The organism is Streptomyces sp. NPDC028289, from assembly GCF_055565975.1.
This window is the reverse complement of sequence record NZ_JBVHTI010000001.1, coordinates 601,004-625,454: the sequence shown is the minus strand read 5'-3', so window position 1 is coordinate 625,454 and position 24,451 is coordinate 601,004. Positions and strand designations below refer to the sequence as shown.

General features: G+C 71.8%; 20 protein-coding genes. 9 read left to right on the top strand and 11 right to left on the bottom strand.

Translation table 11 applies throughout. The features are described 5' to 3' along the window. The first annotated feature begins 27 nt into the window (after positions 1-27). Positions 28-2,376 (top strand): FdhF/YdeP family oxidoreductase, encoded by a 2,349-nt coding sequence (locus ACZ4UV_RS02835; RefSeq protein WP_451016383.1) that lies wholly within the window; start codon positions 28-30, stop codon positions 2,374-2,376. Between the two features lie 233 nt (positions 2,377-2,609). Then, positions 2,610-3,158, top strand: a complete 549-nt coding sequence (locus ACZ4UV_RS02830; RefSeq protein WP_467835528.1) for a hypothetical protein — start codon at positions 2,610-2,612, stop codon at positions 3,156-3,158. Positions 3,159-3,253: 95 nt separating this feature from the next. Here ACZ4UV_RS02830 and fxsT read toward each other — a convergent pair whose 3' ends face one another. From fxsT to ACZ4UV_RS02795, 7 genes are all read right to left on the bottom strand, one after another. Then, on the bottom strand, positions 3,254-7,264 hold the full coding sequence (fxsT, locus tag ACZ4UV_RS02825) for an FxSxx-COOH system tetratricopeptide repeat protein (RefSeq protein ID WP_467835525.1): 4,011 nt from the start codon (positions 7,262-7,264) through the stop codon (positions 3,254-3,256). Next, a complete protein-coding gene (locus ACZ4UV_RS02820) occupies positions 7,254-8,531 on the bottom strand; it encodes a TIR-like protein FxsC (RefSeq protein WP_390037745.1) in 1,278 nt (425 codons plus the stop codon). The genes fxsT and ACZ4UV_RS02820 overlap by 11 nt, the downstream gene beginning before the upstream one ends. A gap of 313 nt (positions 8,532-8,844) precedes the next feature. Next, positions 8,845-10,062 (bottom strand): FxsB family cyclophane-forming radical SAM/SPASM peptide maturase, encoded by a 1,218-nt coding sequence (locus ACZ4UV_RS02815; protein WP_467835523.1) that lies wholly within the window; start codon positions 10,060-10,062, stop codon positions 8,845-8,847. After that, entirely contained in the window at positions 10,059-10,241 is a 183-nt protein-coding gene (locus ACZ4UV_RS02810; protein ID WP_351500802.1) for an FXSXX-COOH protein, read from the bottom strand. Before ACZ4UV_RS02810 ends, ACZ4UV_RS02815 begins: the two co-directional genes overlap by 4 nt. A 149-nt stretch (positions 10,242-10,390) precedes the next feature. After that, the gene (locus ACZ4UV_RS02805; protein ID WP_467835521.1) at positions 10,391-11,164 is read right to left on the bottom strand and encodes an AAC(3) family N-acetyltransferase; all 774 of its coding nucleotides are present in this window, start codon (positions 11,162-11,164) and stop codon (positions 10,391-10,393) included. A 263-nt stretch (positions 11,165-11,427) separates the two neighbouring features. Continuing rightward, positions 11,428-11,856 carry a MazG-like family protein gene (locus tag ACZ4UV_RS02800; protein WP_390037749.1) on the bottom strand — a complete coding sequence of 143 codons (429 nt, stop codon included), beginning with the start codon at positions 11,854-11,856 and terminating at the stop codon, positions 11,428-11,430. 31 nt (positions 11,857-11,887) lie between these two features. Then, entirely contained in the window at positions 11,888-12,433 is a 546-nt protein-coding gene (locus tag ACZ4UV_RS02795) for a DoxX family protein (RefSeq protein ID WP_451016378.1), read from the bottom strand. Between the two features lie 133 nt (positions 12,434-12,566). Between ACZ4UV_RS02795 and ACZ4UV_RS02790 the strand changes: the two genes are divergently transcribed. Then, a complete protein-coding gene (locus ACZ4UV_RS02790) occupies positions 12,567-12,893 on the top strand; it encodes a nuclear transport factor 2 family protein (RefSeq protein WP_390037751.1) in 327 nt (108 codons plus the stop codon). Between the two features lie 57 nt (positions 12,894-12,950). Beyond that, a complete protein-coding gene (locus tag ACZ4UV_RS02785) occupies positions 12,951-13,937 on the top strand; it encodes an aldo/keto reductase (RefSeq protein ID WP_451016377.1) in 987 nt (328 codons plus the stop codon). Positions 13,938-13,966: 29 nt separating this feature from the next. Here the strand turns inward: ACZ4UV_RS02785 and ACZ4UV_RS02780 are convergent, their stop codons facing one another. Further along, on the bottom strand, positions 13,967-14,779 hold the full coding sequence (locus tag ACZ4UV_RS02780; RefSeq protein WP_451016376.1) for an ABC transporter ATP-binding protein: 813 nt from the start codon (positions 14,777-14,779) through the stop codon (positions 13,967-13,969). Positions 14,780-14,896: 117 nt separating this feature from the next. Beyond that, entirely contained in the window at positions 14,897-16,366 is a 1,470-nt protein-coding gene (locus ACZ4UV_RS02775; RefSeq protein ID WP_451016375.1) for an ABC transporter permease, read from the bottom strand. A gap of 198 nt (positions 16,367-16,564) precedes the next feature. Between ACZ4UV_RS02775 and ACZ4UV_RS02770 the strand changes: the two genes are divergently transcribed. Further along, positions 16,565-17,836 (top strand): D-alanyl-D-alanine carboxypeptidase family protein, encoded by a 1,272-nt coding sequence (locus ACZ4UV_RS02770; RefSeq protein WP_467835515.1) that lies wholly within the window; start codon positions 16,565-16,567, stop codon positions 17,834-17,836. A gap of 240 nt (positions 17,837-18,076) precedes the next feature. Here ACZ4UV_RS02770 and ACZ4UV_RS02765 read toward each other — a convergent pair whose 3' ends face one another. Then, on the bottom strand, positions 18,077-18,835 hold the full coding sequence (locus ACZ4UV_RS02765) for an SDR family oxidoreductase (RefSeq protein WP_451020826.1): 759 nt from the start codon (positions 18,833-18,835) through the stop codon (positions 18,077-18,079). Between the two features lie 126 nt (positions 18,836-18,961). Further along, on the bottom strand, positions 18,962-19,960 hold the full coding sequence (locus ACZ4UV_RS02760; RefSeq protein ID WP_467835512.1) for a Gfo/Idh/MocA family protein: 999 nt from the start codon (positions 19,958-19,960) through the stop codon (positions 18,962-18,964). Positions 19,961-20,083: 123 nt separating this feature from the next. On the opposite strand from ACZ4UV_RS02760, the gene ACZ4UV_RS02755 reads away from it, so the two are divergent. From ACZ4UV_RS02755 to ACZ4UV_RS02740, 4 genes are all read left to right on the top strand, one after another. After that, positions 20,084-21,451 (top strand): multidrug effflux MFS transporter, encoded by a 1,368-nt coding sequence (locus ACZ4UV_RS02755; RefSeq protein WP_451020824.1) that lies wholly within the window; start codon positions 20,084-20,086, stop codon positions 21,449-21,451. Beyond that, a complete protein-coding gene (locus ACZ4UV_RS02750) occupies positions 21,391-22,584 on the top strand; it encodes a serine hydrolase domain-containing protein (RefSeq protein WP_451020823.1) in 1,194 nt (397 codons plus the stop codon). Before ACZ4UV_RS02755 ends, ACZ4UV_RS02750 begins: the two co-directional genes overlap by 61 nt. After that, positions 22,581-23,576, top strand: a complete 996-nt coding sequence (locus ACZ4UV_RS02745) for a small ribosomal subunit Rsm22 family protein (RefSeq protein ID WP_467835508.1) — start codon at positions 22,581-22,583, stop codon at positions 23,574-23,576. Before ACZ4UV_RS02750 ends, ACZ4UV_RS02745 begins: the two co-directional genes overlap by 4 nt. Before the next feature lie 81 nt (positions 23,577-23,657). After that, complete coding sequence (locus ACZ4UV_RS02740; protein ID WP_451020821.1) at positions 23,658-24,392, top strand: bifunctional DNA primase/polymerase; 735 nt, start codon at positions 23,658-23,660, stop codon at positions 24,390-24,392. Positions 24,393-24,451: the final 59 nt, after the last annotated feature.

Below are 24,451 nucleotides of genomic sequence, written 5' to 3'. Positions count from 1 at the left end.
ACCCCGCGCCGGCGAAGGGTGAGAGCCGTGAGCACCTCCCACGACGAGCAGAAGCGGTTGCGGCCTGCGGATCCGGGGGGCGAGGAGAGAGTCGGGCCCCGGCCGGACGGGGAGCCGTCCTTCCGTCCGTACCACCATCCCGCCGCAGGCTGGGGCGCGGCCAAGAGCGTGAGCAAGTTCCTGGTGCGGGAGCGGGCGCTCCTGGACGGGCCGCGGGCGATCATGAAGATGAACCATGAGGGGGAGGGGTTCGACTGCCCCGGGTGTGCCTGGCCCGACGACACGAAGGGGCTGCGGCTCGATCTCTGTGAGAACGGGGTCAAACACGTCACCTGGGAGATGACCCGGAAGCGGGTCGGGCGGGAGTTCTTCGCCGCCCATTCCGTGGGTGAGCTGGCCGGGTGGAGCGACTTCGCGCTGGAGGACCAGGGGCGGCTGACCGAGCCCATGGTGTACGACGGCGACTCGGACCATTACGTGCCGATCAGCTGGCGGGACGCGTTCGAGCTGGCCGGACGGACGCTGCGGGAGCTGGACGACCCGAACCAGGCCTCCTTCTACACCTCCGGGCGGCTCGGGAACGAGGCCACCTTCCTGTACCAGCTCATGGCCCGCGAGCTGGGGACGAACAACCTCCCGGACTGTTCCAACATGTGCCACGAGGCCAGTGGGCGGGCCCTCACCGCCTCGCTGGGCACCGGGAAGGGGACCGTCGACCTCCAGGACTGGGATGCCACCGACGCCCTCTTCATCATGGGCGTGAACGCCGCGTCGAACGCGCCCCGGATGCTCACCGCCCTCGCCGCCGCCTACCAGCGCGGTGCCCAGATCGTGCACGTCAACCCGCTGATCGAGGCGGCCTCGCGGCGGACGATCATCCCGCACGACTTCGTGGACATGGCGGCCTGCCACTCGACCCGTACCGGCACCCTCGACCTCCAGGTGCGCGTCGGGGGTGACATGGCGCTGATGCGTGGGATCGCCAAGGCCGTCCTCGACCAGTCGGCGTCCGATCCCAAGGCACTCGACCAGGAGTTCGTCGACCGGTACACGAGCGGGTTCGAGGACTACCGGAAGGTGTGCGAGGCCACGTCCTGGGAGGAGATCGAGCGGCAGTCCGGGGTCAGCCGTGCCGACATCCTCCGCGCGGCCCGGATCTACCGGGACGCCGACCGCTCCATCGTCAGCTGGTGCCTCGGTGTCAGCCAGCACGAGCACGGGGTCGACACCGTACGGGAGATCGTCAACGTGCTGTTGCTGCGGGGCAACCTCGGGCGGGAGGGTGCCGGGCCCTCGCCCGTGCGGGGGCACAGCAACGTGCAGGGCAACCGTACGTGCGGCATCGACCACCGGCCGACCGGCCAGTTCCTGGACCGGCTCGCCGCGGTGTGCGAGATCGATCCGCCCCGGGAGCACGGGCTCGACACCGTCGGCACCATCCGGGCGATGCTCCGCGGCGACGTCAAGGTGTTCGTCGGCATGGGCGGCAACTTCGCCCTCGCCGCGCCCGACACCCGCGCCACCTACGAGGCCCTGCGCAACTGCGAACTCACCGTCCAGGTGAGCACCAAGCTCAACCGCAGCCACCTGGTCCACGGCCGGCAGGCGCTGATCCTGCCCTGCCTCGGTCGCACCGAGAAGGACCACCAGCGGTGCGGTATCCAGAGCACCTCGGTCGAGGACTCCATGAGCATGGTGCACCTGTCGGTCGGGATGAAGAAGCCGGCTTCCGCGCACCTGCTGTCCGAGCCCGCCGTCATCGCGGGGATCGCCCGCGCGGCGCTCCCCGGCAGCACCACGCCCTGGGCCTGGTACGTCGAGGACTACGACCGTGTCCGCGACACCATGGCCCAAGTCCTGGACGGCTTCGAGGACTTCAACCGGCGGGTGCGGCTGCCGCTGGGCTTCCGGATCCGGCAGCCCGCGCGGGAACTGGTCTTCCGTACGGCCTCCGGGCTCGCCGAGTTCTCCTCGGCGCCGCTGCCCGACGTCGTACCCGCGCCCGGGACTCTGGCGCTGGGCACCATGCGCTCCCACGACCAGTGGAACACCACCATCTACTCCGACGACGACCGCTACCGGGGGATCAAAAACCTCCGCACCCTCGTCTTCATGAACGCGGCCGACATGCGGGAGCGCGGCATCGCGGAGTTCGATCCGGTGGACATCGAGAGCACGGCCAAGGACGGCAGCACCCGTGTGCTGAACGGGTACCTCGCCGTTCCGTACGACCTGCCCCGCGGCTGTGCGGCCGGGTACATGCCCGAGATGAACGCGCTGATCGCCCTGTGCGACTACAGCGAACAGAGCGACCAGCCGTTGATGAAACACATCCGGGCGACGATCGCACCGGCGGCCGCCGCAGCCGCTTCCTGAAGCGGTCCCGTGCCGGTCAGGGCGCCACGGTCGTCGAGGCGCCGGGCAGCCAAGCCGGCCATGTGTCACGGCCCGAGGGTGGCCGTCGATGTCATCGAACGGGCCACCGCCGCCCGTTGAGACACCCGACGGCCCGAGTCATCCCCGCGGGACGCCTTGTGTGCGTACGCTGTTCACCGCGTGGAGCACATCGGCGTGGCCGCGCGGAGCACATCGACGAGAGGCCCGACCCTATGTCCGAGACACCCGGCACCGAGCTGGCGTCCGAGTACAGCGCGCGGATCGCGCAGGACCTCGAAGTCAACGCCCAGGAACAGGACCGCCTCGCCACCGAGATCGCCGCCCTGGAAGAGCAGTTGCGCGCGGTACGGGAGAACAGGGTGGTGCTGGAGCGGCTGCAGCAGGCACTCACCCCGCAGTCCGCCGCCTCCGCCTCCCTCTCAGTCCCCGCACCCGCAACGCCCGACGCCGACACCGATGCCGTCGTACCGCACCAGCGGACCGAGGCCGCTCCGGACCGCCGTGACGTCGCGAAGCCGGGTCCCGCGGAGACGAAGCCGAGCCTTGTCGAGGCCGTCCACGCCTATCTCGCCGAGCAGCGGGAGCCGCGGTCCGCGACCGACGTCGCCGAGGCGATCAGGGCCGCCCAACCCGGCCGCACCATCAAGACGACCGTGATCCGTACGACGCTGGAGAACCTGGTCGCCAGGAACCGGGCCCGGCGCACCAAGCAGGGCCGGGCGGTCTTCTACACCGTCGTGACACCGGAGGCCGGTGCCTGACACCGCTCCCGGTACGCCCGGGACATATGTCCGCCGTTCGCGGACGTGAGGGGCGGCGGACTCGTCCGCCGCCCCTCCTCGCCCCGCAGCACCGGTCAGGTGACGGGCGGCTCGATGTCCGCGTCGATCGGGCGCCACGCCGTGACGGACCGGGTCATGGGGTGCTCGGCGCCCAGTTCCTTGCTCTCCCGGGCCCGCCGTTCGGCTTCGTCGTGCAGCCGCTGGGCCTCGTCCCGTTCGACCTGACGGAGCAGGGCCGCGAGGTTCGAGGCCCCGGCGATCGCCAGATAGTGGTCGGGACCGAGTACGGTGCTCAGCCCCTCGTACGCTTCGCGGGCCATCGTGACGGCCTCCGGCTGCCGGTCGCTCTCCTCCGACAGGTCCGTGGCGTGGTTCAGCATGCAGGTGAGGGTGTACGGGTGCTCGGGGCCGAGCAGGCGCCGCAAGCGGTCGAGGGTCTGCGCCGACAGCCGGAGCGCCTCGTCCCGCTCGCCCGTGAGGCGCAGCAGGATCGCCAGGTTGGTGGCGCTGGTGAGGGTGAACACGTGGTCCGGGCCGAATCCGCGCTCGTAGCGGTCGAAGGTGTCCTTGGCGAGGTTCCGCCCGTCGACGGCGTCGCCCCGGTCGTACCGGTCGGAGCACAGGTTCGTCGCGACGGCCAGGGTGTCGGGGTGGTCGTCGCCGAGCACTTTCCGGCACCGGTCGTACGTCTCGGTGGTCAGCGTGTAGGCCTTCTGGAAGTCGCCGAGGCGGCGGTAGAGGATGGCCGCCCCGAGCGAGGCCCGGAACGTGACCAGGTGATCGTCGCCGAGCGCATGCCGACTGCGCTCCAGGGTGTCCTCGATGAGCTTCAGCGCCTCGTGGAACTCCCCGGCGGCGCGCAGGTCCCGGGCGTAGTTCGTGGCCGAGTTGAGGGTGGCGCGCTGGTCCGGTCCCGAGATCTCCTGGAACTGCTTGAGGACTTCGCGGTTGGTCCCGCGCGCGTCCTCCCGGTTGCCGGAGAGGAACTCGGACACGGCGAGGTTGTTCTTGGCCGACAGCGTCCGGCTGTGGGTCTCGCCGTACACACGACGCGCACGCTCCAGGGTCTCCCGGTCGCGCTCCATGGCCGCCTCGTAGCGCCCCGCACCGCGCAGGTCGGCACCCAGGCTCATGGCCGCGTTCAGCGTGTACATGTGGTCCTCACCGAGGGCGCGCTTCCCGCGTTCGTAGGCGTCGCGGGTGATCGCGAACGCCTCGGGCAGCCGGCCCTGGTCACGCAGCGCGTTGCCCAGTTCGGTGCGCATCTGGAGCACCAGCGCCTCGTCCTCCCCGAACCGCGAGGTCCAGGTCTCCAGCACGCGCTCGGCCGTCTGGCTCGCGGTGGCGGGGTCGCCGCTGCGCCACAGGTAGCGGACCGTGTCGCAGATCCACTGCCGCACCTCTGCGTCGTCGCTCTCCTCGGCCTGTGTGGGCCGCAGGTGGGGCAGCAGCGCCGCGTACTGGCGCCAGTTGTCGGTCTCATCCGGGTTGCCGGGGTTGCCCTCGCCCAGGACGGCGTGGACGCGCTTGCGCATCTCCTGCTGTTCCTCGGCGCTGAACTGGTCCCTCAGGACCCGCTGGACCAGCCGGTGCAGGGTGAGGGTGCTCGCGCGCTCGTCGATCTGCGCGAGCCCGTTGCGTTTGATCTCGCCGTACAGCGGGATCATCATCTGCCGGTTGGCCAGGCCGGCGTCGTCGCGTTGCAGCAGCTGGCGGGAGGTCTTGTTCTCCAGCAGGGTCTGCGGGATGGGATCCGGGCCGAAGAACGCGCACAGCTGGAGGAGCGCGGCGGCCGCGGGCATCCGCTCCCGCAACTGGTTGAGCGAGAGCAGCCAGGTGGCCGCTGCGGGAGTCGGGTATTCGGGCGCAGGCTGGCTGCGCAGGATGTCGGTCATCTGGCTACGAAGCATCTCCACGTAGGTGTCCACGGGCAGGGCCGACTGCTGGAGCGAGGCCGCGGCGAGGCTGACGGCGAGGGGGAAGTCCCCCAGCTCCTCCGCCACCCGGTCCGCTTCCGCCCATTCCAGGCGGCGGTTGTAGCGGCGGAGCAGGTCCACGCTCTCGTCCCGGCTGAAGAGGTCGACCTCAAGGCGCTCCGCGCGCTCGTCCCACCCGGGGTTGCGGGAGGTGATGAGGACGTGTCGGCCCGGTCCGCTCTCGGGAAGCAGCTCGTTCAGGTCCGCGGCGTTCTCGGCGTTGTCGTAGACGAGGAGCCACCGGGAGTGAGGAGGCGTGCCCTGGCGCAGCCTGTCCAGCACGTCACCGCATATCGCCCGCAGGTCCTTGCCGCCGGTGGCCAGCCCGAGGTGCCCGGCCAGTGCGCTGAGGTCCTGGCGGATCTGCTGTTGCTCCGAGGCGTTGATCCACCAGACCACGTCGTAGTCCGACGCGAACCTGTGCGCGTACTCCAGGGCGATCTGCGTCTTTCCGACACCGCCGAGCCCGTAGAGGGCCTGGGGAAGCACGGCGGTGGCACCGCCCGAGAGCAGGCTGTCCCGCAGCCGCTCGATCAGCTCCCGGCGGCCGGTGAACACGGCGTTGCGCTGGGGGAGTCGGGACACCTTCGGAGGAGTGCCCGGGAGCCTGGTGGACGTGACCGCGCTCGCCGCGATGCGCCCGGCGCCGCCTCCGGACTGCTGGTCCCGGTCGGCGGTGGTCAGCAACCGGAACACGGCGTCTTCGACGGAGACCCCGACGAGACTGACGGCCGGAGACGTCGTGGAGAACCCCGCCGGCAGCGAGGAGTCGTCCACACGCACCGGGATGACCATGCCGTTCTCGCCGCTCGGATCCCTGCGGCTGACGCGCTGCCAGATGTCCCGGGCGGGCTTCAGCGCCGTGTACTGCGGGGAGAGCAGCACGACGAGGCGTGCCTCGCCGGCGAGGGTGCGCTCCACCCCGGCCAGCGCCGTGGAGGCGGCCGGGAGGTCCTCGGCCTCGACCGGTGCGAGCTTCGCCTCGAAGCCCGCGGCCCGGAACGTGGCCGCGGCCCAGTCCGCCCACAGACGGTCCGGCGCCGCGTAGCTGATGTAGAAGTCCTTGCGGCTGATGGGCGAGTTGCGCTCGTACTCCCTGCGCAGCCGCTGACGGTAGGTCTCGGACATGTTGCTCAGCCGGGTCACCGCGTTGTCGGTCAGCCGTGCGGTGAGCCGTTCGAAGGCGGCCAGCAGCGTACCGTCCTGACGGCGTTCGCCTACGGTGGCGGGAATCTCCTCGTACGCGTAGCTGGCCTTGTACGGGATCTCGACGCTGTTCCAGTAGACCTCGCGCTCGTCCTCGGGCATCCAGTCCAGGTACCGGGCGAACAGGCTGCGGGCCTGGTACCGCCCGGCCTCCAGGCGGTCGCGGCCGGCGTCCTCGACGCGCATGGGCACCGGCACGATCCGGATGTCGCGCTGCGGGTTGGACTGCAGGCGGATCGACTCCGCCACCTGGACGGCGCCGTTGACACCCTGCCGGCTCAGGGTGAAGCAGTCGACCACGATGTCGGGCAGCACCATCGTGCAGATGCCCGCCGTGTCGCTGAAACCGGTCCTGCTGTCGATCAGCACGTAGTCATAACGCGCCGCGAGTTCCTCACGCAACGCGGTCAGCAGGTTGTTGCCACCTACGCGGTAGAACATGCCCCAGTCGAAGGTGCCGACCTTGACGGCGTACGTCGCCGGGTCCTGCGCACCGGCCGGCAGCAGGTCGAGTTTCCCGCCGGGCGGAAGCCGCAGGTCCGTTCCCACGATGTACTCGTCGATCCGGGCATGCTGCTGGAGGTCCGCGACGTCGGGCAGCGGAGGTGCGAGCGCACCGCCGCTCTCGGACCGGGAACCCACGGTCTGCGCCTTCGCCTTCTCGGCGAAACTCTGGACCAGCTCGATCACGCCCGAGGTCTCGGTGAGTTCGGGGTCGGCGAGCAGCGGCTGCAGATAGGTGTGGAGCCCCGGGGCCTCCAGGTCCCAGTCCACCACGAGCACACGCAGGCCGTTGCTGGCCAGGATCCAGGCGGTGTTGACCAGCGCCATGGTGCGCCCTGTGCCGCCCTTGAAGGAGTAGAAGGTGATGATGGTGCCCCGGCCGTGGTCGTCATGGGTCATCGGTCCTGCTCCTTGCTCCGGCTCTCGAAGGTGTGGGGCGGATGGCGGGCACGGCGTTCAGGATGGGCAATGGCGCGGGGGCGGTCCGATGATGTACCTCCTCCTCTCCCAGAAAAGAGAAGAGGTGGTTGCTCGCCTTGGCAACGACCGCATGGAGGAGAGCGTCGAAATCGTCTGACAAAGCACCCAACTGGACCAACGGCAAGGGCTCGCCGGCGCCGCTCGCCCAGTTCAGGGGGAACGCGCCGCGGACCGTCTCCCAGTAGGCCTTGCTCTGTGACGAATCACCTGCCTCGTCCGCTCCGCACGGGACGATGACGACACTGCCGGGATGGTTCTCCCGGTCGTACGCCCGAAGGGCGCTCCGGTACGCCTCGTCAGCCGCGGCCCACGCCTCCACCAGGAGGATCGCGACCTGTCCCTGCGCGCGGGCCCTTTCGAGGTGCTGACCGAGCAGGTACGAGACCGTCTCGGTCCGCACGGTCAGGCCGCTCTGCTCCAGAAGGTGCTTCGCGTGCGCCGCCAGCGGTTCCGCGTGCTCGGCGTGGAACGGATTCCAGTCGGCGGGGCTGTCGCCGTGGCACGGGCACCGGAGGTCCGCCGAGTGCGGGTGCGCTGTCGCGGCGGTCCGCGCGGCCACCAGCAGCACGGCGTGGCTGCCCGGCGCCGCGAGGTCGGACGCCGAGGGGAACGGGCCCGCGGCCTCCGGCGCCTTGAGATCGAGCCCCTTCGCTATGGGGATGCGGAAGTGTTCCGCCGCGATCAGTACCTGCTGTGCGAGGAGCTTCACGATCCGCCGGTACTCGCCGCCCGGATCCATGACCAGAAGACGTCTCAACCCCGACCGGGCGTAATCCTCGCCGAAGTCGATGTTCTCGTACTGTATGTGGTCGGCGCCGGAGGGTACGGCCGGTACGGGCTCCCACAGAACCGGGATGAGCGCTCGCGCGTCCACTCCCGTCACCTCGCGCAGGGTGCGCTGCCGGTCCTCGAATGCCTTCCACTCCCTGCCGCAGAAGTCGCTGCGGAAGTAGTCCGGGGTGTACAGGGCCACCATGGTGCGACAGTGACCGACGGCATCGCTCAGGCTGGCGTTCCAGTCCTGGCCGACCTGAAGGGACAGGACGTCCAGGTAGGGCCGGCCGAACGGTTCGCCGGTCCTCGCGCGTAAGTCGCGCAGTTCGGTGCAAAGATCGTCGTAAAACCGCTTGATCAGGACCCGAGGGCCCCGCCTGCGCGCATAGCTCAGGAAGAAGTACGGTTCCAATGAGTCCCTGACCTGCAGCTTCCGCGGGGATCAAGTGGTGAAGCGGGTCACACTGCGCGCCTTGGAGGGTGTCCGGCGCCGGCGGAAGCGAGCACGAAACAATGGACCTCCACACCTCATCACCCCCCAACCGGTACCCCTCAGTCCTTGCCGTGGTAGAGCAGTGCCGAGACAGCAGACGATACCCCCCTTGCCCCGCGCGGTACCCTGATCGGCCCGAGTTCATATGCACTATCCCCATCCTCGAGGCGTTCAACTCTCCTTGGGCCGTCGCGTACTTCGCCGGCGGGGAGCGTGTCGGACCGTGCCCGGCTCACAGGGGGCGCACCAGACGCTCGTTCATGCGGCGACGCATGTGGGCGATGAGGGCGGCCAGATCCGCACAGTAGACCGAGGGATTGGCGAAACCGGTCGCCGGATGATGGCGGTGGGAGTAGAGGCCGCCCCCGCAGACGGCGGTGAAGGCGCAGTCCCGGCAGACCTGTCCGAGGCCGTGCGCGCCCGACTGGCGTCGGCGCAGGGTGTCCGTCGACTGGGCTTCGGAGAAGGAGTTCCGGAAGACGTCGAGTCCGGTGGCCGGAGCGCCGGGCGCCACGACCTTCAGGGAATCGGAGTCCTCCAGGGTCCCGTCGGACTCCACGACCACGAGGTCATGCGGTGTCAGTCCGAACGCCTCCGCGTTCACGGGGTCCCCGAGCAGACCGGACATGAGTTCCTCGAACATGCGCACACGCGTCTCCTGTCGTGGTGCGTCGAACCAGCGGTCGAAGACGGGGATCAGCCAATGGGCGTACGGGATTCGCTCATGCCGTGCCTCGGGGTCCGGAGGATCGCGCGGAGGTGCCGTCCGGTCCTCGACACCGGGCGGCGGATGCTGCCAAGTGCCGTGCGGCAGAAGGAAGTCGATGCGCGGAGGGGCGAACTCCAGGAGCGCCTGGTAGGTTTCGACGGGGTCGTTGGCCAGATCCACTACGCACAGGAGCCCGACGAACAGGTCGCGGTACCTGGGGCGGCCGAGGAGTCTCAGCGCCGCGGCCACCCGTGGATGGCTCGGGCGGCCGTCCCCGAACCGGCGGTGCCGGTCGTGTGCCGCGGGAGAGCCGTCGAGGCTCACCGACACCTCGACCCGGTGATCGCGCAGCAACTCGAGGAAGCCCGTGTCGAGGAGCGTCCCGTTCGTCTGCAGCGAGAAGTGAAAGCGGACCACCGGGTCGAGACGTTCGTGGAGGATGCCGAGCAGTTCGGAGAGGTGTTTCCTGCCCGCCAGCAGCGGTTCCCCGCCGTGCAGGATGATCCGCACGGACGGCAGCCGGTGCTCCAGGGCATGGTCGACGATGCGGTCCGCGGCCCGCCGCACGGTGTCCAGGCTCATCACGACGGGCCGTTCTCGCCAGCTCTGGTCGGCGGCGAAGTAGACGTAGCAGTAATCGCAGGACAGGTTGCACCTGCTGTGGATCTTCAACAGGAACTGCCGTAAGGGAACCCCCGGTGGATACCCCGGTTCGGCGGGGCCGAGCTCCCGCCCGGTCACAGTGCGCTGTTGAAGACGACGTCGGCTGTTACCTGCGGACTGTCGGGTTTCTGAAGGTGGCGCTGTAGGGCAAGGCCGAACGGCGTGTTCGTGTCGGCCAGTGCCGCCAGCAGATCGGGCGAGAGCCCGGTGACGTCCACCAGGCTTGCATTGCGGCTGCTTTGCTGAGGCGCATCCATCGGTTGTTGCTCCCCCTGACCCTGAGCGTCTGAGTGGTGCCGAGTGCCGAGATGTCGCACCGATACGTTCCATGTCCATGCTCTGTCAGAGCTCTTCGCGCGTCCACCTGACCGTTGGGCCGACCGAAGAAAGATGCCTTGATTCTGTGTCAGGCGATTTCCGTGCGATATCTGTACATCTGTAGCACCGCGTTGTCGACGGCATCACGCATCCGCACCACGACGACCGGCTTGCCGGCCCATTCCCCTTCCGCCAGGAGATCCTTCGGCAGCCGCGCCCCGATCGCGGCGAAGTCGCTGTCGTCCAGTACGAGATCCTCGTACGACGTCCAGTTGCCCACGGCCCCCGTGACGCACCGGTAGAGCTGCGTGGGCAGGGGCGGCCGGACCCGGTATTCGGCGAGATGGAACGCGGTGCACGCTTCGAACCCCGCACGCAGCAGCAGTACTTGGGCGTCCGCCTCGTACAGTGCGGCGAGCGGTGACTCCTCGCCCAGGTGGCAGTGCGGGTGGTGCCGGGCGAGCAACTCCGCGGCGCGGGGCCCCAGTCCGGCGAGCGAGGACTGCGGGTGCGTGCTGCGCCGGGCGCCCGGCGTGGTCCGTATGGTCTCGGCCAGCGCTCCCATGCTCGGGCACGGCGTCTCCTCGGGCAGGAAAGGAGGCATCTTCGCCCGGAACTCGCGTATCTCCTCCTCGGACCACCCTTCGATGAGCGTCCGGTGCACGCGCGAGGTGTCGGAGTTCTCCGGCGTGAAGGTGGGGGTGACGAGCGTGCCGTGCGGGCCGACCGCGGCCAGCAGCGCGTCCCGGACCTCGGACGGGCCCAGTCCGGCGCCGCTCAGCGAAGCATGGACCATCAGGACACCGCCACGGCGGACACCCAGCGAGACTAGAAGCCCTGTCAGGCTCCCGGCGTCGGACATGGCCTTCCTCCTTGCGAGGCACGGCGACTTCGGGGCGCCGAGACCTCGCGCCCGGTCCGGGTCGTCACGCCGGGACCGACCGCCTTCCGCTTGGCGGACCGAGAGGACCATAACCTCCTTCGGGGCGTGCCTCGTAGCCGGGAGGCGCGGCGGCGGCGAGGAGGGCCGGTCGGTACTTCCCGCCCGCCGGTGACGAGACAGGGACCGGGACCGGGGCCGGGCCGGGACCGAGGCCGGGATCGCCCACCGCGCCACGGCTCCGCTCAGCCGGGACGAACCCCCTCCGGATCCTCGCGATCCCCCGTTCCGCCGCCGGCGGCCGCCCCCAGCGAGCGCTCGGACACCCCCGCCAGATGACGCCCGAACACCGCCGCCGCGTCCGGCGTCAGCGTCCGCAGGGCCACCAGGGCCGTGATCACCACGTCGCACAGCTCGCCCTGCACGTCCTCCCAGGTGTGGGTGACGCCCTTGCGGGGGTTCTGGCCGGTCGCTCCGATCACCGCCTGGGCGACCTCGCCGACCTCCTCCGTGAGCTTGAGCATGCGCAGCACCAGGCCGGTCTCGCCGCCGTGCCTCCGGTGTGCGTCCAGCCAGGTCCAGAGGTCCTCGATGGAGGTCCACAGGTCCGGGGCGGCCGGTCCGGCCGGGGCGCGCCGGGGCTCCGTGGGCGGTGTCGTCCGCTCTTCCGTCATGGCGGAGAGCCTGCCCCGCCCGTCCCTGCGGCTACTCCTCGAACAGCGACTCCTGCTCCCCCTCCTTCGCCCGCCGCACCCGCCGGTTCCGGGCGCCGATCACCACCGCCGTCGCCGCCGCCGTCACGCCCAGCGCCGCCGGGACCATCCAGCCCCGGTCGAAGACATGCCCGAACGCGTGGTCCAGGGAGAGCCGGCCGGGGCCCGCGACGGCCAGGCCCGCGGTGGCCAGGCCCAGGGTCGCGGCGTACTCGTAGCCGCCCTCCGCGGCGAAGAAGCCGTTCGGCTTGTGCAGGGCGGTCGCGCCCGCCATCGCCCCGGCCGCCGCGGCCCCCGCCGCCGGGGTCGCGAGGCCCAGCGCCAGCAGCGTTCCGCCGCCCGCCTCCGCGAGCCCCGCCGCCAGCGCGCTCTGCCGCCCCGGCGCGTACCCGGCCGACTCCATGAACTGGCCCGTGCCCTCCAGGCCGCCTCCGCCGAACCAGCCGAACAGCTTCTGCGTGCCGTGCGCGGCCAGCACCCCGCCGGTGCCCAGCCGGAGCAGCAGCAGGCCCACGTCACGTCGGTCGTAGCAGGTCACGGGAGCTCCCATCGGCGGCAACGGATCGCGGGTTTCCACCGTCGCATCCGTCACGCCCGGTCGGCCCGTCCGCGCGGCCGTTCGGGTGGCGGGCGGGTGGCGGGCCGCCGGGACCGGTGTGACGCTGGCTGACATGACGATCAAGACAGCCAAGCTCAGCGACCCGGCGGTCCGGGCCTTCGTCACCGCCGTCAACGCCAGTGACCGCGAGCGCCTGGTGGAACTCCTCACCCCGGACGCGACCATGGCGGACGACGGCTCCGACCGGAATCTCGACGACTGGATCGACCGGGAGATCTTCTCCTCCAACGGCCACATCGACGTCGACAACGAGTCCAACGGCGGCCGCTCCCTGCTCGCCCACTACCGCAACGACACCTGGGGCGAGATGGTCACCCGCTGGGACTTCACGGTCGCGGACGACGGCCGCATCTCCCGCTTCGAGACCGGGCAGGCGTAGAAACGGACCGCGCAATCGCTTGTCCTCGGGTGCGCTCCAACTCATAGCGTCGTGGGCATGGAAACCGACAGCACCACCAGGACCCTGGGCCGTTCCGGCATCCGTGTCAGCGCGCTCGGCTTCGGCTGCTGGGCCATCGGCGGCGAGTGGCAGGACGCCGCCGGGCAGCCGCTCGGCTGGGGCAAGGTCGACGACGAGGAGACCGTACGGGCGGTCCACCGCGCCCTCGACCTCGGCGTCACCTTCTTCGACACCGCCGACACCTACGGCGCCGGCCACAGCGAGCGCGTCCTCGGCCGTGCCCTCGGCAAGCGGCGGGACGAGGTCGTCGTCGCCACGAAGTGGGGCAACGTCTTCGACGAGGAGACCCGCACCCTCACCGGCGGCGACGACTCCCCGGCCCACGTCCGCCGCGCCCTCACCGCATCGCTGCGCCGCCTCGGCACCGACCACGTGGACCTCTACCAGCTCCATCTCTCCGACGCCGACCCGGTCCGTGCCGCCGAACTCCGGGACGTCTGCGAGGAGTTGGTCGGCGAGGGGCTGATCCGGGCCTACGGCTGGAGCACCGACGACCCCGCCCGCGCCGCCCTCTTCGCCGAGGGACCGCACTGCGCGGCCGTGCAGCACACCCTGAACGTGCTCCAGGACGCTCCGCAACTCCTCGACGTGGCGGAGAAGTTCGACCTCGCGGCCGTCAACCGCAGCCCGCTCGCCATGGGGTTGCTCGGCGGCCGGCGGGCGGGGGCCGCGGCCGGCGACATCCGCAGCAGGCCGCCGGCCTGGCTGCCCGGGTTCGGGGACGGCGACGGGGCCGATCCCGCGTGGGTCGAGCGGATCGAGGCCCTGCGCTCCGTCCTCACCAGCGACGGGCGGACCCTCGCCCAGGGCGCCCTCGGCTGGATCTGGGCGCGCAGCCCGCGGACGGTCCCGATCCCCGGCTTCCGGTCCGTCGCCCAGGCCGAGCAGAACGCCGGCGCGATCGCGAAGGGGCCGCTCACCGCCGGGCAGATGGCCGAGATCGACCGTCTCCTCGGGCGGTGAGCGGCCCCGCGCCGCTCACTGAACGGCGGTCAGTGACCCTGGCCGCCTCCGTACTGCTGCTGCACGTACGGCTGGCGGCCGTGGGCCTGGGCCTGCGGGGCGCCGTACGCCGCCGCCTGCTGCTGCCCCTGTCCGGCCGCCGCCTGCTGCGCGTACCGCTGTCCGCCGCCCTGCTCGGTGAGGGTGATCTGGCCGGCCTTGATGGTGGCCAGGCGCGGGGCGCGGCGGGCGATGGAGGAGTCGTGGGTGACCATGATGAAGGTCAGCCCGTACTCGTGCCAGAGGCCTTCGAGGAGGGCCATGATGTCGTCGCGGGTGCCCTCGTCGAGGTTGCCGGTCGGCTCGTCGGCGAGGAGCACCTTCGGCTTCTTCACCAGCGCGCGGGCGATCGCGACGCGCTGCTGCTGGCCGCCGGAGAGCTCGGAGGGGGCGTGCCCGAGGCGCTCGCCGAGGCCCACCGAGCGCAGGGCCTCCGCCGCGCGCTCCCGGCGCTCCGCCGGCTTGATGCCGAGCGGGACGAGGGCTGTCTCGACGTTCTCCTGGGCGGTGAGCGTCGGGATCAGGTTGAACGCCTGGAAGATGATGCCGATCTTCTCCGCGCGCAGCCGGGTGAGCTTGGTCTCGCTGACCTGGGCGAGGTCGACGTCGTCCAGCAGGACGCTGCCCTCGGTCGGGCGGTCCAGGCCGCCGATCATCTGGAGCAGGGTCGACTTGCCGCCGCCGGTCGGGCCCTGGATGACGAGCTGGTCGCCGTCCTCGATGGTCAGATCGATGCCGCGCAGCGCCTCGACCGTCTCCTTGCCCCGCGTGTAGCGCTTGGTGACTCCGGTGAGTCTGTACATGGGGTTCTCCACTGGGTGCTCTGCCGTAAGGCCGTGAAAGCCGTAAGGGCCGTAAGGGGGTGGGGGCGCCGCGTCCCGGGGGGAGTGGAAGCGGCGCCCCGGCTCGGGGGCGGGGGGTTACGAGACGCTGCGCAGCGCGTCGGCCGGGCGCATCCGGGAGGCGCGCCAGCCGCCCATCGCGCCGGCGATCAGGCCGCCGGCGACCGCGAGGCCGACCGCGAGGGCGATGGTGGTGAGGGAGACGGGCGCGGACAGCGCGATCTCCAGGGTGTTCTGGGAGGCCTGCTGGCCGGGGCCGCCGCCGCCCGGGCCGCCGCCCACGCCACCGCCGCCGGAGCTGCCCAGCTGGGCGGTGAGCTTCGGGCTGATCGCGGTGACCGCGTAGGCCGCGCCGACGCCGAGCGCGATGCCGAGGGCGCCGCCGATCAGGCCGTTCACGATGGACTCGCCGACCACCTGACGGGTGACGTTCCGGGACGGCCAGCCGAGCGCCTTCAGGGTGCCGAACTCACGCACCCGGCGGGACACCGCGGAGGAGGTCAGCAGGGCCGCTACCAGGAAGGCCGCCGCGAGGACCGCGATGGACAGCCACTTGCCGACGCTGGTCGCCAGGCTGGAGGCGGTGGAGAGGGAGCCGGAGACGGTGGACGCCAGGTCGGCGGAGGTGGTGACCGTCGTACCGGAGATGTTGGCGGTGATCTCCTTCTTCACGGTGGAGATCTGCTTGGAGTCGGTCGCCTTGACGTAGATCGTGGTGACCTGGTTCTTGGCGTCGCCGAGGGTCTGCGCGACCTTCAGCGGGACGAACACGTCGGTGTCGGACTCGCTGCTGTCCGGGGTCGCGATGCCGATGACGGTGAACTTGGTGCCGGAGATCTTGAAGGTCGAGCCGACCTTGTACTTCTTCTCCTTGGCGTACGACTTGCTGACCAGCGCGACCTTGGCGCTGGTCTGGGCGGTGGTGAAGGTCTTGCCCGAGGTGACCTTCATGGTGGACAGCGGGCCGAGACCCTGGTGGGCCACGTCGACGCCGGCCACGGAGTAGCTGTTGACGTCGAAGTTGGCGCCGCCGCCCTGAACCTGCGGCGCGCCGCCCGAGCTGCTGCTGCCGGCGCCCGGCTGGCCCTGGCCGCTGTTGCTGCTGCCGCTGCTGCTGGTGGAGGTCTTCGCCTTGCCCTGGGTGAAGGAGCCGTCGACCTTGGTGACGTTGAGGGAGAGCGCTCCGACCGCGCTCTCCACGCCCTTCTGCCCGGCGACCTTGGTGACCAGGGACGACTTCAGGGCCTGACCGCCCTGCGTCTGCACGCGGTCCGAACTCTGCGTGGAGCTGCTGCTGGACTTGGCGTCGAACTTGAAGTTCGGGCCGCCGGAGCTGCCCGACGTCGGCGCGGTACGGGCCTTGGTGACCGTCATGTCGGTCCCGAGGCCGTACAGCGACTTGAGGACCTTGTCCTGCGCCTGGGTCATGCCGGCCGACACCGAGTTGACCGTGATGACCAGCGCGATACCGAGCGCCAGACCCAGAGCGATGACCAGGGCCGCCTTCTTTCTGCGGCCCAGCTCGCGCTTGAGATAGATGCCAAACATCCCGTTCCTCGAAGGTTCTTGGCGCCCGCTGTGGACGCGAGCTCAAGCTAAGGAGAAACCTTTGAGCGGCCCTGGGTAAAAGATGTGTCAGAGCTGAGAACCGGGACGTCTCAGCAAACTTTCATAAGACAGCAAATTCATCTGCGGGGGAGGGGTCCTCCCGGCAAAGCCCTGCTGGGCGCGGTGTACGGTCCCGGGATGCGCGATTCCTCTCGGCTGACCCGGCGTGCCGCCCTCGGACTGACGGCCGCCGCCCTTCCCCTCTCCGCGGCGGCCCCCGCCTCGGCCGCCACCGCCGGCGCCAGGACCGCCGCCACCGTCGTCGGCGGCGAGCGGCTGGCCCAGGGCGGTATACAGGTGCGGGGTGCCACCGGGCTGCCGAAGAAGATCACCGCCCGCGCCTGGCTGCTCGCCGACTGCGACAGCGGAGAGGTGCTCGCCTCGTACAACGCGCACACGCGGCTGGCGCCCGCCTCCACCCTGAAGATGCTGTTCGCGGACACCGTGCTGAAGAAATTCGAGCGGACCGAGCGGTACAAGGTCAAGGACTCCGACATCTCCGACGTCCCGGCCGGCTCCAGCCTGGTCGGCATCAAGCCCGGCCTCACCTACACCGTCGAGCAGCTGTGGCAGGGCGTCTTCCTGCGCTCCGGCAACGACGCCGTGCACGTCCTCTCCCACATGAACGGCGGGATCGCGAGGACCGTCGCCGAGATGCAGGCCAAGGCGGCCGACCTCCAGGCCCTCGACACCCATGTGGTCAGCCCCGACGGCTTCGACCACCCGGGCCAGCTGTCGTCGGCGTACGACCTGACCCTCTTCGCCCGGCACGGGCTGAAGGACGACGACTTCCGCGGCTACTGCGGCACGCGGACCGCGAACTTCCCGGCGGGCGGCAAGAAGACCTTCCAGATCCAGAACACCGACCGCCTGCTCACCGGAGCCTGGGGGCTCGACGTCTACAAGGGCCTCTTCGGCGTCAAGAACGGCTACACCAGTCACGCCGGCAACACCTTCACCGGCGGTGCCACCCGGGACGGCCGCACCCTGCTGGTCACTGTGATGCACCCGGACCCCGCCACCAACGCCGTGTACGAGCAGACCGCCGCGCTGCTCGACTGGGGTTTCGGGAAGGGGCGTTCGGCGCAGCCGGTGGGCACGCTGGTCGATCCGCTGAGCGAGGGCGGGGCGAGCGCGAGCCCGTCGCCGTCGAAGGGCAAGGGGGCCGCGGGGGCGGTCGGGGCGGGGGCGGCCGGTTCGGGGGCGTCGGGACCGTCGCCCTGGCGGGTCGCGGAGGGCGGGGCGGTGACGTTCGGGCTGCTGGGCGCGGGGGCGTGGGCGCTGCGCCGGCGCCGGCGGGCGGCCGGTGCCGCGGCCGGCCCCGACTCTGGTGACACGACGGCCGACTCGGCCCGGACGCCGGCCGGTCCGGCCGGCCCGGCCGGCCCGGCCGGCCCGACGGAGGGCTGACGTCACGCGGCAGCCGCCCCACCCACCGGTGCGTACCCGCGGTCCCTCGCGGGTCCACCCCCACCCCGGTCCGGTGGAACGGCTGCCGCCTCCCCCCTCGGTGTGGTCGGCGGAATGCCAGAGCCTCAACTGTGAAGTTCTGGTGGAGGAGAGTTGAGCATAGGCCCGTTACCGGCGGCAATACTGCGGACGTCTGTATTCCGCTTGTGCAGGTTGTGGAGGGTTCGGCTGAACGGCGGTTCAGCCCCGGCCCACGTACGGCATCGCCGTCGCCAGTACCGTCGCGAACTGCACGTTCGCCGCCAGCGGCAGCTCGGCCATGTGCCGCACGGTCCGTGCCACGTCCGCCACGTCCATCACGGGTTCCGGGGCGATCACCCCGTTCGCCTGCAGCGCGCCGGTCTCCATCCGGGCCGTCATGTCGGTTGCCGCGTTGCCGATGTCGATCTGCCCGACCGCGATGCCGTACGGCCGCCCGTCGAGGGACAGGGACTTGGTCAGTCCCGTCAGCGCGTGCTTGGTCGCGGTGTAGGCGACGGAGTGCGGGCGGGGCGCGTGCGCCGAGACGGACCCGTTGTTGATGATCCGGCCGCCCTGCGGCTCCTGCTCCTTCATCTGCCGGAACGCCGCCTGCGCGCACAGGAACGCCCCGTTGAGGTTGGTGTCCACCACGTGCCGCCACGCCTCGTAGGGCAGCTCCTCCACGGCCACCCCGCCGGGACCGAACGTCCCGGCGTTGTTGAACAGCAGGTCCACCCGCCCGAACCGGTCCACGGCCGCCGCGAACAGTGCGGCCACGTCGTCGGGTTGGGAGACGTCGGTCCGTACGGCGACGGAGGCGCCCTCGGGCGCCAGTGCCGCCGTCTCCTCCAGCCGCGTGAGGCGGCGGCCGGCCAGCGCCACCGACCAGCCGGCCCGCAGCAGTTCCGTGGCCACGGCGCGGCCGATGCCGGAACCGGCGCCGGTGACCACCGCGGTCTTCGATTGTTTGGCATCCATGAGGCCGCAGCGTAGGCGCTCCGCTGGAGGGGCCGCGTTGTCCGGGCCGTCGGTTGTCTGCGGCTGCGTGGGGGCTGGTCGCGCAGTTCCCCGCGCCCCTGACGGGGCGCTGTACTCCCGGGCGCTTTACAGCTCGCCCGGGTAGCGGACCCCGATCAGCTCCCGCAGGCCGTCCAGGGTGCGCATCACCGCGAGGGTGCTGTCGTGGGGGACGAGGGGGGACTCCTGGTCGCCGGCCCGGACCGCGCGCATGGCCTCCCTGGCCTCGTGGCGGAAGGTGTTGCGCGGGCCGTCCTCCGGGGTCAGGGCGAACTCCTGCGGGTCGCGGCCGTCGCGGTGCAGGACGAAGCGGTCGGGGTTGAAGAAGCCGTCCGGGATGTCGATCCGGCCCTGCGAGCCGGTGACCGAGGCCGTGGTGCCGGTGCCGCCGACGATGGAGCAGTGCACCGAGGCGAGAGCGCCGCTCTCCCAGGAGAACAGTGCACCCGTCTGGAGATCCACGCCCTCGTCCGAGAGCACCGCTCGCGCCGACATCCCGTCCGGCTCACCGAGCAGCAGGTGCGCGAACGACACCGGGTACACCCCCAGGTCGAGCAGCGCGCCCCCGCCGAGCAGCGGGTTCCGCAGCCGGTGCGCCGGCGGGAACGGCCCCTCCAGGCCGAAGTCCGCCTGCACGGTCCGCACCTCGCCGATCGCCCCGTCCGCGACCAGCGCCGTCAGCCGCCGGATCAGCGGATGGCAGTACATCCACATCGCCTCCATCAGGAAGCGGCCGTGCTCCTTGGCCAGCGCGACCAGTTCCCCGGCCTCACGGGCGTTGAGCGTGAACGGCTTCTCGCACAGCACGTTCCGCCCCGCCGTCAGGCACAGCCCGGCGGCCGCCCGGTGCGCCGAGTGCGGAGTGGCGACGTACACGATGTCGACGTCCTCGTCCCGGGCCAGCGACTCCCAGTCCCCGTACGCCCGCCCGATCCCGAACCGCTCCGCGAACCCCGCCGCCGCCTCCGGTGACCGCGAGGCCACCGCCACGATCTCCGCGTCGGGCAGATCGACCAGGTCCGCCGCGAACGCGGCCGCGATCCCGCCCGTCGCCAGGATCCCCCACCGCACGCTCTGCTCACCCATCCCGGCCGCCCACTCTCGCTCACGTGTTTCCCGGCAGTCTGTACGAGCTGAGAGCATATGCGGGGGCCATCGGGATCCAGCAACAGCCGACCGGACCGCGAGACCTACGAGGACGGGGGACACATGCCCGAGCAGCCGGCGCCGCCGACACCGGACGCCCAGGGCACCGCGAACGCCCAGGGCTCCGCGAACGCCCAGGACACCGCCGTACCCGCGCCGCGCGACCCGGCCGGCCGCCCCGGCCCCGCCACCGCCGCCGGCCGCCGCGCCGGCCTCCTGCTCGTCCTGGTCCTCGGCGGGCTCACCGCGACGCCCCCGCTGGCGATGGACATGTACCTCCCGTCCCTGCCGGAGGTCACCCGCTCCCTCGGCGCCCCCGCCGCGACCGTGCAGCTCACCCTCACCGCCTGCCTCGCCGGCATGGCCCTCGGCCAGCTGGTCGTCGGCCCGATGAGCGACCGCTGGGGGCGCCGCCGCCCGCTGCTGGCCGGCCTCGCCGTCTACGTCGTCGCCACCGCCCTGTGCGCCGTCGCGCCGGACGTGGAGACCCTGGTCGCCTTCCGTCTCGCCCAGGGCCTCGCGGGCGCGGCCGGCATCGTCATCGCGCGGGCCGTCGTACGCGACCTCTACGACGGGGTCGCCATGGCCCGCTTCTTCTCCACCCTGATGCTGGTCTCCGGGGTCGCCCCGGTCATCGCCCCGCTGATCGGCGGGCAGATCCTGCGGGTGACGGACTGGCGGGGCGTCTTCGTCGTCCTCACGGCCGTCGGGGCGCTGCTCGCCGCGCTGGTGTGGGTGCGGCTGCCGGAGACCCTGCCGCCGGCCGACCGGCACGCCGGGGGAGCGGCCGCCGCCGTCCGCGCCCTGCGGAGCCTCCTCGCCGACCTGCCCTTCACCGGCTACATGCTCGCGGGCGGCTTCGCCTTCGCGGCCCTGTTCGCCTACATATCCGCGTCCCCGTTCGTCATCCAGGAGATCTACGGCGCCTCCCCGCAGACCTTCTCCCTGCTCTTCGGCCTCAACTCGGTCGGGCTGGTGATCGCCGGGCAGGTCAACGGGAAGGTGCTGGTCGGCAGGGTCAGCCTGGACAAGGTGCTGGGCGTCGGCCTGGCCGTGACCGTGCTCGCCGCGACCGCGCTGCTCCTCATGTCGGCCGGGGTCCTCGGCCCGGTCGGCCTCGCCCCGGTCGCCGCCGCCCTCTTCGTCCTGATGTCCGCGATGGGCTTCACCCTCCCGAACGCCCAGTCCCTCGCCCTGCTGCGCACCCGGCACGCCGCCGGTTCCGCGTCCGCGCTGCTCGGGACCTCCTCGTTCCTCGTCGGCGCGGTCGCCTCGCCGCTGGTCGGGGTCGCCGGGGAGAGAACCGCCGTGCCCATGGCGATCGTCCAACTGGCGGGGGCACTGGTGGCACTGGCCTGCTTCATGGGAATGTGCCGTCCCTGGGCAGCACGTGGGAACACCCGTGCGAGGACGGAGGGAGCAGGGAGCTGAGCGTACCGAGACTGCGCGTCGAGACACCGGAACGGGCCGGTCTCGACCCCGCGGAACTCAGGCACCTCGTCCGCGAAGTGCACGACCTCACCACCGGTGAGCGGCCCTGGGCGGCCGGGGCCGTCGTGGTCGCCGGACGCGGACCCGTGATCGCCGTGCAGGAGGCGTCCGGCTGGGCCGTGCGCTGGTCCGCGTACGACCCCGAGACCGACGCCGGTGTCGAGCTGCCGGCCGCCGCCCGGGTCCCGGCGACCGTCGACACCCCCTTCGACGTCGCCTCCCTCACCAAACTGTTCACCGCGGTCGCCGCCGTGCAGCAGCTGGAGCGCGGCACCCTCGGCATCGACGCCCGTGTCGGCGCCTACCTCCCCGACTTCCACGGGGCCGCCGCGCACGGCATCACCGTCCGCCAGCTCCTCACCCACACCTCCGGCCTGCGTCCCGAACTCCCGCTCCACGACTGCCCCGACGACACGGTCCGCCTCGACCTGCTCCGTGCGGAGGCCCCGACCAGCGCCCCCGGCGCCTACCGCTACTCGGACCTCAACCTGCTCCTCCTCCAGCAGGTCCTGGAGCGGATCACCGGCCGCCCCCTCGACGTCCTGGTCCGCGACGGCATCACCCGGCCGCTCGGCATGACCGCCACCGACTTCGGCCCCTGCCCGGGGGCGGCGGCCACCGAGGACCAGCGGCGGCCGTGGGCCAAGGCGGACCGGGGGATGCTGCGGGGGGTCGTGCACGACGAGAACGCCTGGGCGCTGGGCGGGGTGGCCGGGCACGCCGGCCTCTTCTCCACCGCCCCCGACCTGGCGATCTTCTGCCGGGCCCTGCTCGCGGGCGGGGCGTACGGCCCGGCGCGCATCCTCGGCCCCGACTTCGTGGACCTGCTGCTGGCCCCGCCCGGCCTGGGCTTCCTGGTGGACCAGCCGTGGTTCATGGGCGAGCTGGCGGGACAGGGCGCCGCGGGCCACACCGGGTTCACCGGGACCAGCCTGGTGCTGGACCGGGCGACGGACACGTTCCTGGTGCTGCTGGCCAACACCGTGCATCCGCGGCGCCGCCCCGGCGACAGCGCACCCCGGGCAGCCGCGGCGACCCGCCTCGCCAGGGCTGTCCATACAATCGCCGGGTGAACCACCCCACCCCTCCCGTCCCACCGGCCGACCGGCTCCGCGCGACGCTCTCCGACCTGCTCGACGGCCTGCCCCCGAAGCAGGCCGCCACAGCCGTCGAGCGGCTGATCGCCACCTACCGCGGGGCCACCCCGACCGACGCGCCGATCCTGCGGGACCGGGCGGACGTGGTGGCGTACGCGGCGTACCGGATGCCGGCGACCTTCGAGGCGGTGCGGTCCGCGCTGGCCGCCTTCGCCGACGCGGTACCGCAGGAGTGGGCGCCGGCAAGCCATGTGGACGTCGGCGGCGGGACGGGCGCGGCGACCTGGGCGGTGACCGACACCTGGGAGGGCGTGCGGCCCGTGACGGTCCTCGACTGGGCCGAGCCGGCGCTGGCCCTCGGCCGGGAGATCGCCGCGGCGAACCCGGCGCTGCGGGACGCGAGGTGGCAGCGCTCCCGGATCGGAGCGGCGCTCACCATCGAGAGCACTGATCTGGTCACGGTCTCGTACGTCCTCAACGAACTCGACGAGGCCGGCCGCGCCGCCCTCGTCGACGCCGCCGCGGCCGCCGCGCAGGCCGTCGTCATCGTCGAGGCGGGCACGCCCGCCGGCTACGCCCGGATCATCGAGGCCCGCGACCGCCTGATCGCCGCCGGCTTCCACGTCGCCGCCCCCTGCCCGCACAGCGCCGCCTGCCCGATCGTCCCCGGCACGGACTGGTGCCACTTCTCGGCCCGGGTCAGCCGCTCCTCCCTGCACCGCCAGGTCAAGGGCGGCTCGCTGCCCTATGAGGACGAGAAGTTCAGCTACGTGGCCGCCACCCGCTTCCCGGCCGCCCCGGCACCGGCCCGGGTGGTCCGCCGCCCCCAGATCCGCAAGGGCCAGGTCCTGCTCGACCTGTGCGGGACCGACGAGCAGCTGCGCCGCACGACGGTCACCAAGCGCCACGGCGACCTGTACAAGGCGGCCAGGGACGCGGACTGGGGCGACGCGTGGCCGGCCGGGTGACACAGCTCTCGTACCCCCCGCTTCACGCCCAGACGGGACCATAAGGCATCCTGTCCGGACCACAGCGAGGCGAGGCGATAGATGAGCGCGACGTTCGGCGGCCCGAGCGGCCGACAGGGCAGACTCTCCCAGTGGCTCCGCGGCCGCCGCCCGAAGCAGGCGGCCACCGCCGACGACTCGGGCCGCGCGGCGCTCCTGCTCGCCGCAGCCGAAGCGGGCCTGCCGCTGGCCCCCGCCGCGCACCCCGGCCCCGGCTACGGCTGCTCCTGCGACCGCGTCGGCTGTCCCACCCCGGCCCGGCACCCGGTGTCGTTCGCGTGGCAGACGCAGTCCACCACCGACCGCGCCCAGATCGAGCGCTGGGCCCGGCACCAGCCGCAGGCCAACTTCATCACCGCGACCGGCATGACCCACGACGTCCTGGACGTGCCCCTGGAGGCCGGCCGGCAGGCGCTGGAACGGCTGCTCGCGAACGGCGTCGAGGTCGGCCCGGTCGCCGAGAGCGACGACGGCCGGCTGCTCTTCTTCACCCTCACCCGCGGCACCCCCGAGGACGAGGACGAGTGGTGGCCCTGCGAGCTGGACTGCCGCCCCGAGACCATGGACGAGCACCCGGGGCTGCGCTGGCACTGCCGGGGCTCCTACGTCCTCGTCCCGCCCGCCCGGCTGCCCGGCGGCGACGGCGACCGGCGGGTGCACTGGGTACGCGGACCCGAGCACGCGCTCCCCGACCCGCTGAGCCTGCTGGAGATCCTCACGGACGCGTGCGCCCGGTACGCGGGCGAGGAGGCCGACCCGGTGGGTGCGGCCTGGTAGGCGCGCCGTGGGCAGCGCCGGGTGGTCGGTCGGCTGCCGCGCCGTGGGGGCTGGGCGCG

What these genes read in the sequence shown, in the direction of transcription:
- ACZ4UV_RS02830 (WP_467835528.1), top strand. Translation starts at nt 2,610, where the DNA reads ATGTCCGAGACACCCGGCACCGAGCTGGCGTCCGAGTACAGCGCGCGG.
- ACZ4UV_RS02780 (WP_451016376.1), bottom strand. Translation starts at nt 14,779, where the DNA reads ATGTACAGACTCACCGGAGTCACCAAGCGCTACACGCGGGGCAAGGAG.
- ACZ4UV_RS02760 (WP_467835512.1), bottom strand. Translation starts at nt 19,960, where the DNA reads ATGGGTGAGCAGAGCGTGCGGTGGGGGATCCTGGCGACGGGCGGGATC.
- ACZ4UV_RS02800 (WP_390037749.1), bottom strand. Translation starts at nt 11,856, where the DNA reads ATGACGGAAGAGCGGACGACACCGCCCACGGAGCCCCGGCGCGCCCCG.
- ACZ4UV_RS02740 (WP_451020821.1), top strand. Translation starts at nt 23,658, where the DNA reads ATGAGCGCGACGTTCGGCGGCCCGAGCGGCCGACAGGGCAGACTCTCC.
- ACZ4UV_RS02770 (WP_467835515.1), top strand. Translation starts at nt 16,565, where the DNA reads ATGCGCGATTCCTCTCGGCTGACCCGGCGTGCCGCCCTCGGACTGACG.
- ACZ4UV_RS02765 (WP_451020826.1), bottom strand. Translation starts at nt 18,835, where the DNA reads ATGGATGCCAAACAATCGAAGACCGCGGTGGTCACCGGCGCCGGTTCC.
- ACZ4UV_RS02785 (WP_451016377.1), top strand. Translation starts at nt 12,951, where the DNA reads ATGGAAACCGACAGCACCACCAGGACCCTGGGCCGTTCCGGCATCCGT.
- fxsT (WP_467835525.1), bottom strand. Translation starts at nt 7,264, where the DNA reads ATGACCCATGACGACCACGGCCGGGGCACCATCATCACCTTCTACTCC.
- ACZ4UV_RS02805 (WP_467835521.1), bottom strand. Translation starts at nt 11,164, where the DNA reads ATGTCCGACGCCGGGAGCCTGACAGGGCTTCTAGTCTCGCTGGGTGTC.
- ACZ4UV_RS02790 (WP_390037751.1), top strand. Translation starts at nt 12,567, where the DNA reads ATGACGATCAAGACAGCCAAGCTCAGCGACCCGGCGGTCCGGGCCTTC.
- ACZ4UV_RS02810 (WP_351500802.1), bottom strand. Translation starts at nt 10,241, where the DNA reads ATGGATGCGCCTCAGCAAAGCAGCCGCAATGCAAGCCTGGTGGACGTC.
- ACZ4UV_RS02775 (WP_451016375.1), bottom strand. Translation starts at nt 16,366, where the DNA reads ATGTTTGGCATCTATCTCAAGCGCGAGCTGGGCCGCAGAAAGAAGGCG.
- ACZ4UV_RS02755 (WP_451020824.1), top strand. Translation starts at nt 20,084, where the DNA reads ATGCCCGAGCAGCCGGCGCCGCCGACACCGGACGCCCAGGGCACCGCG.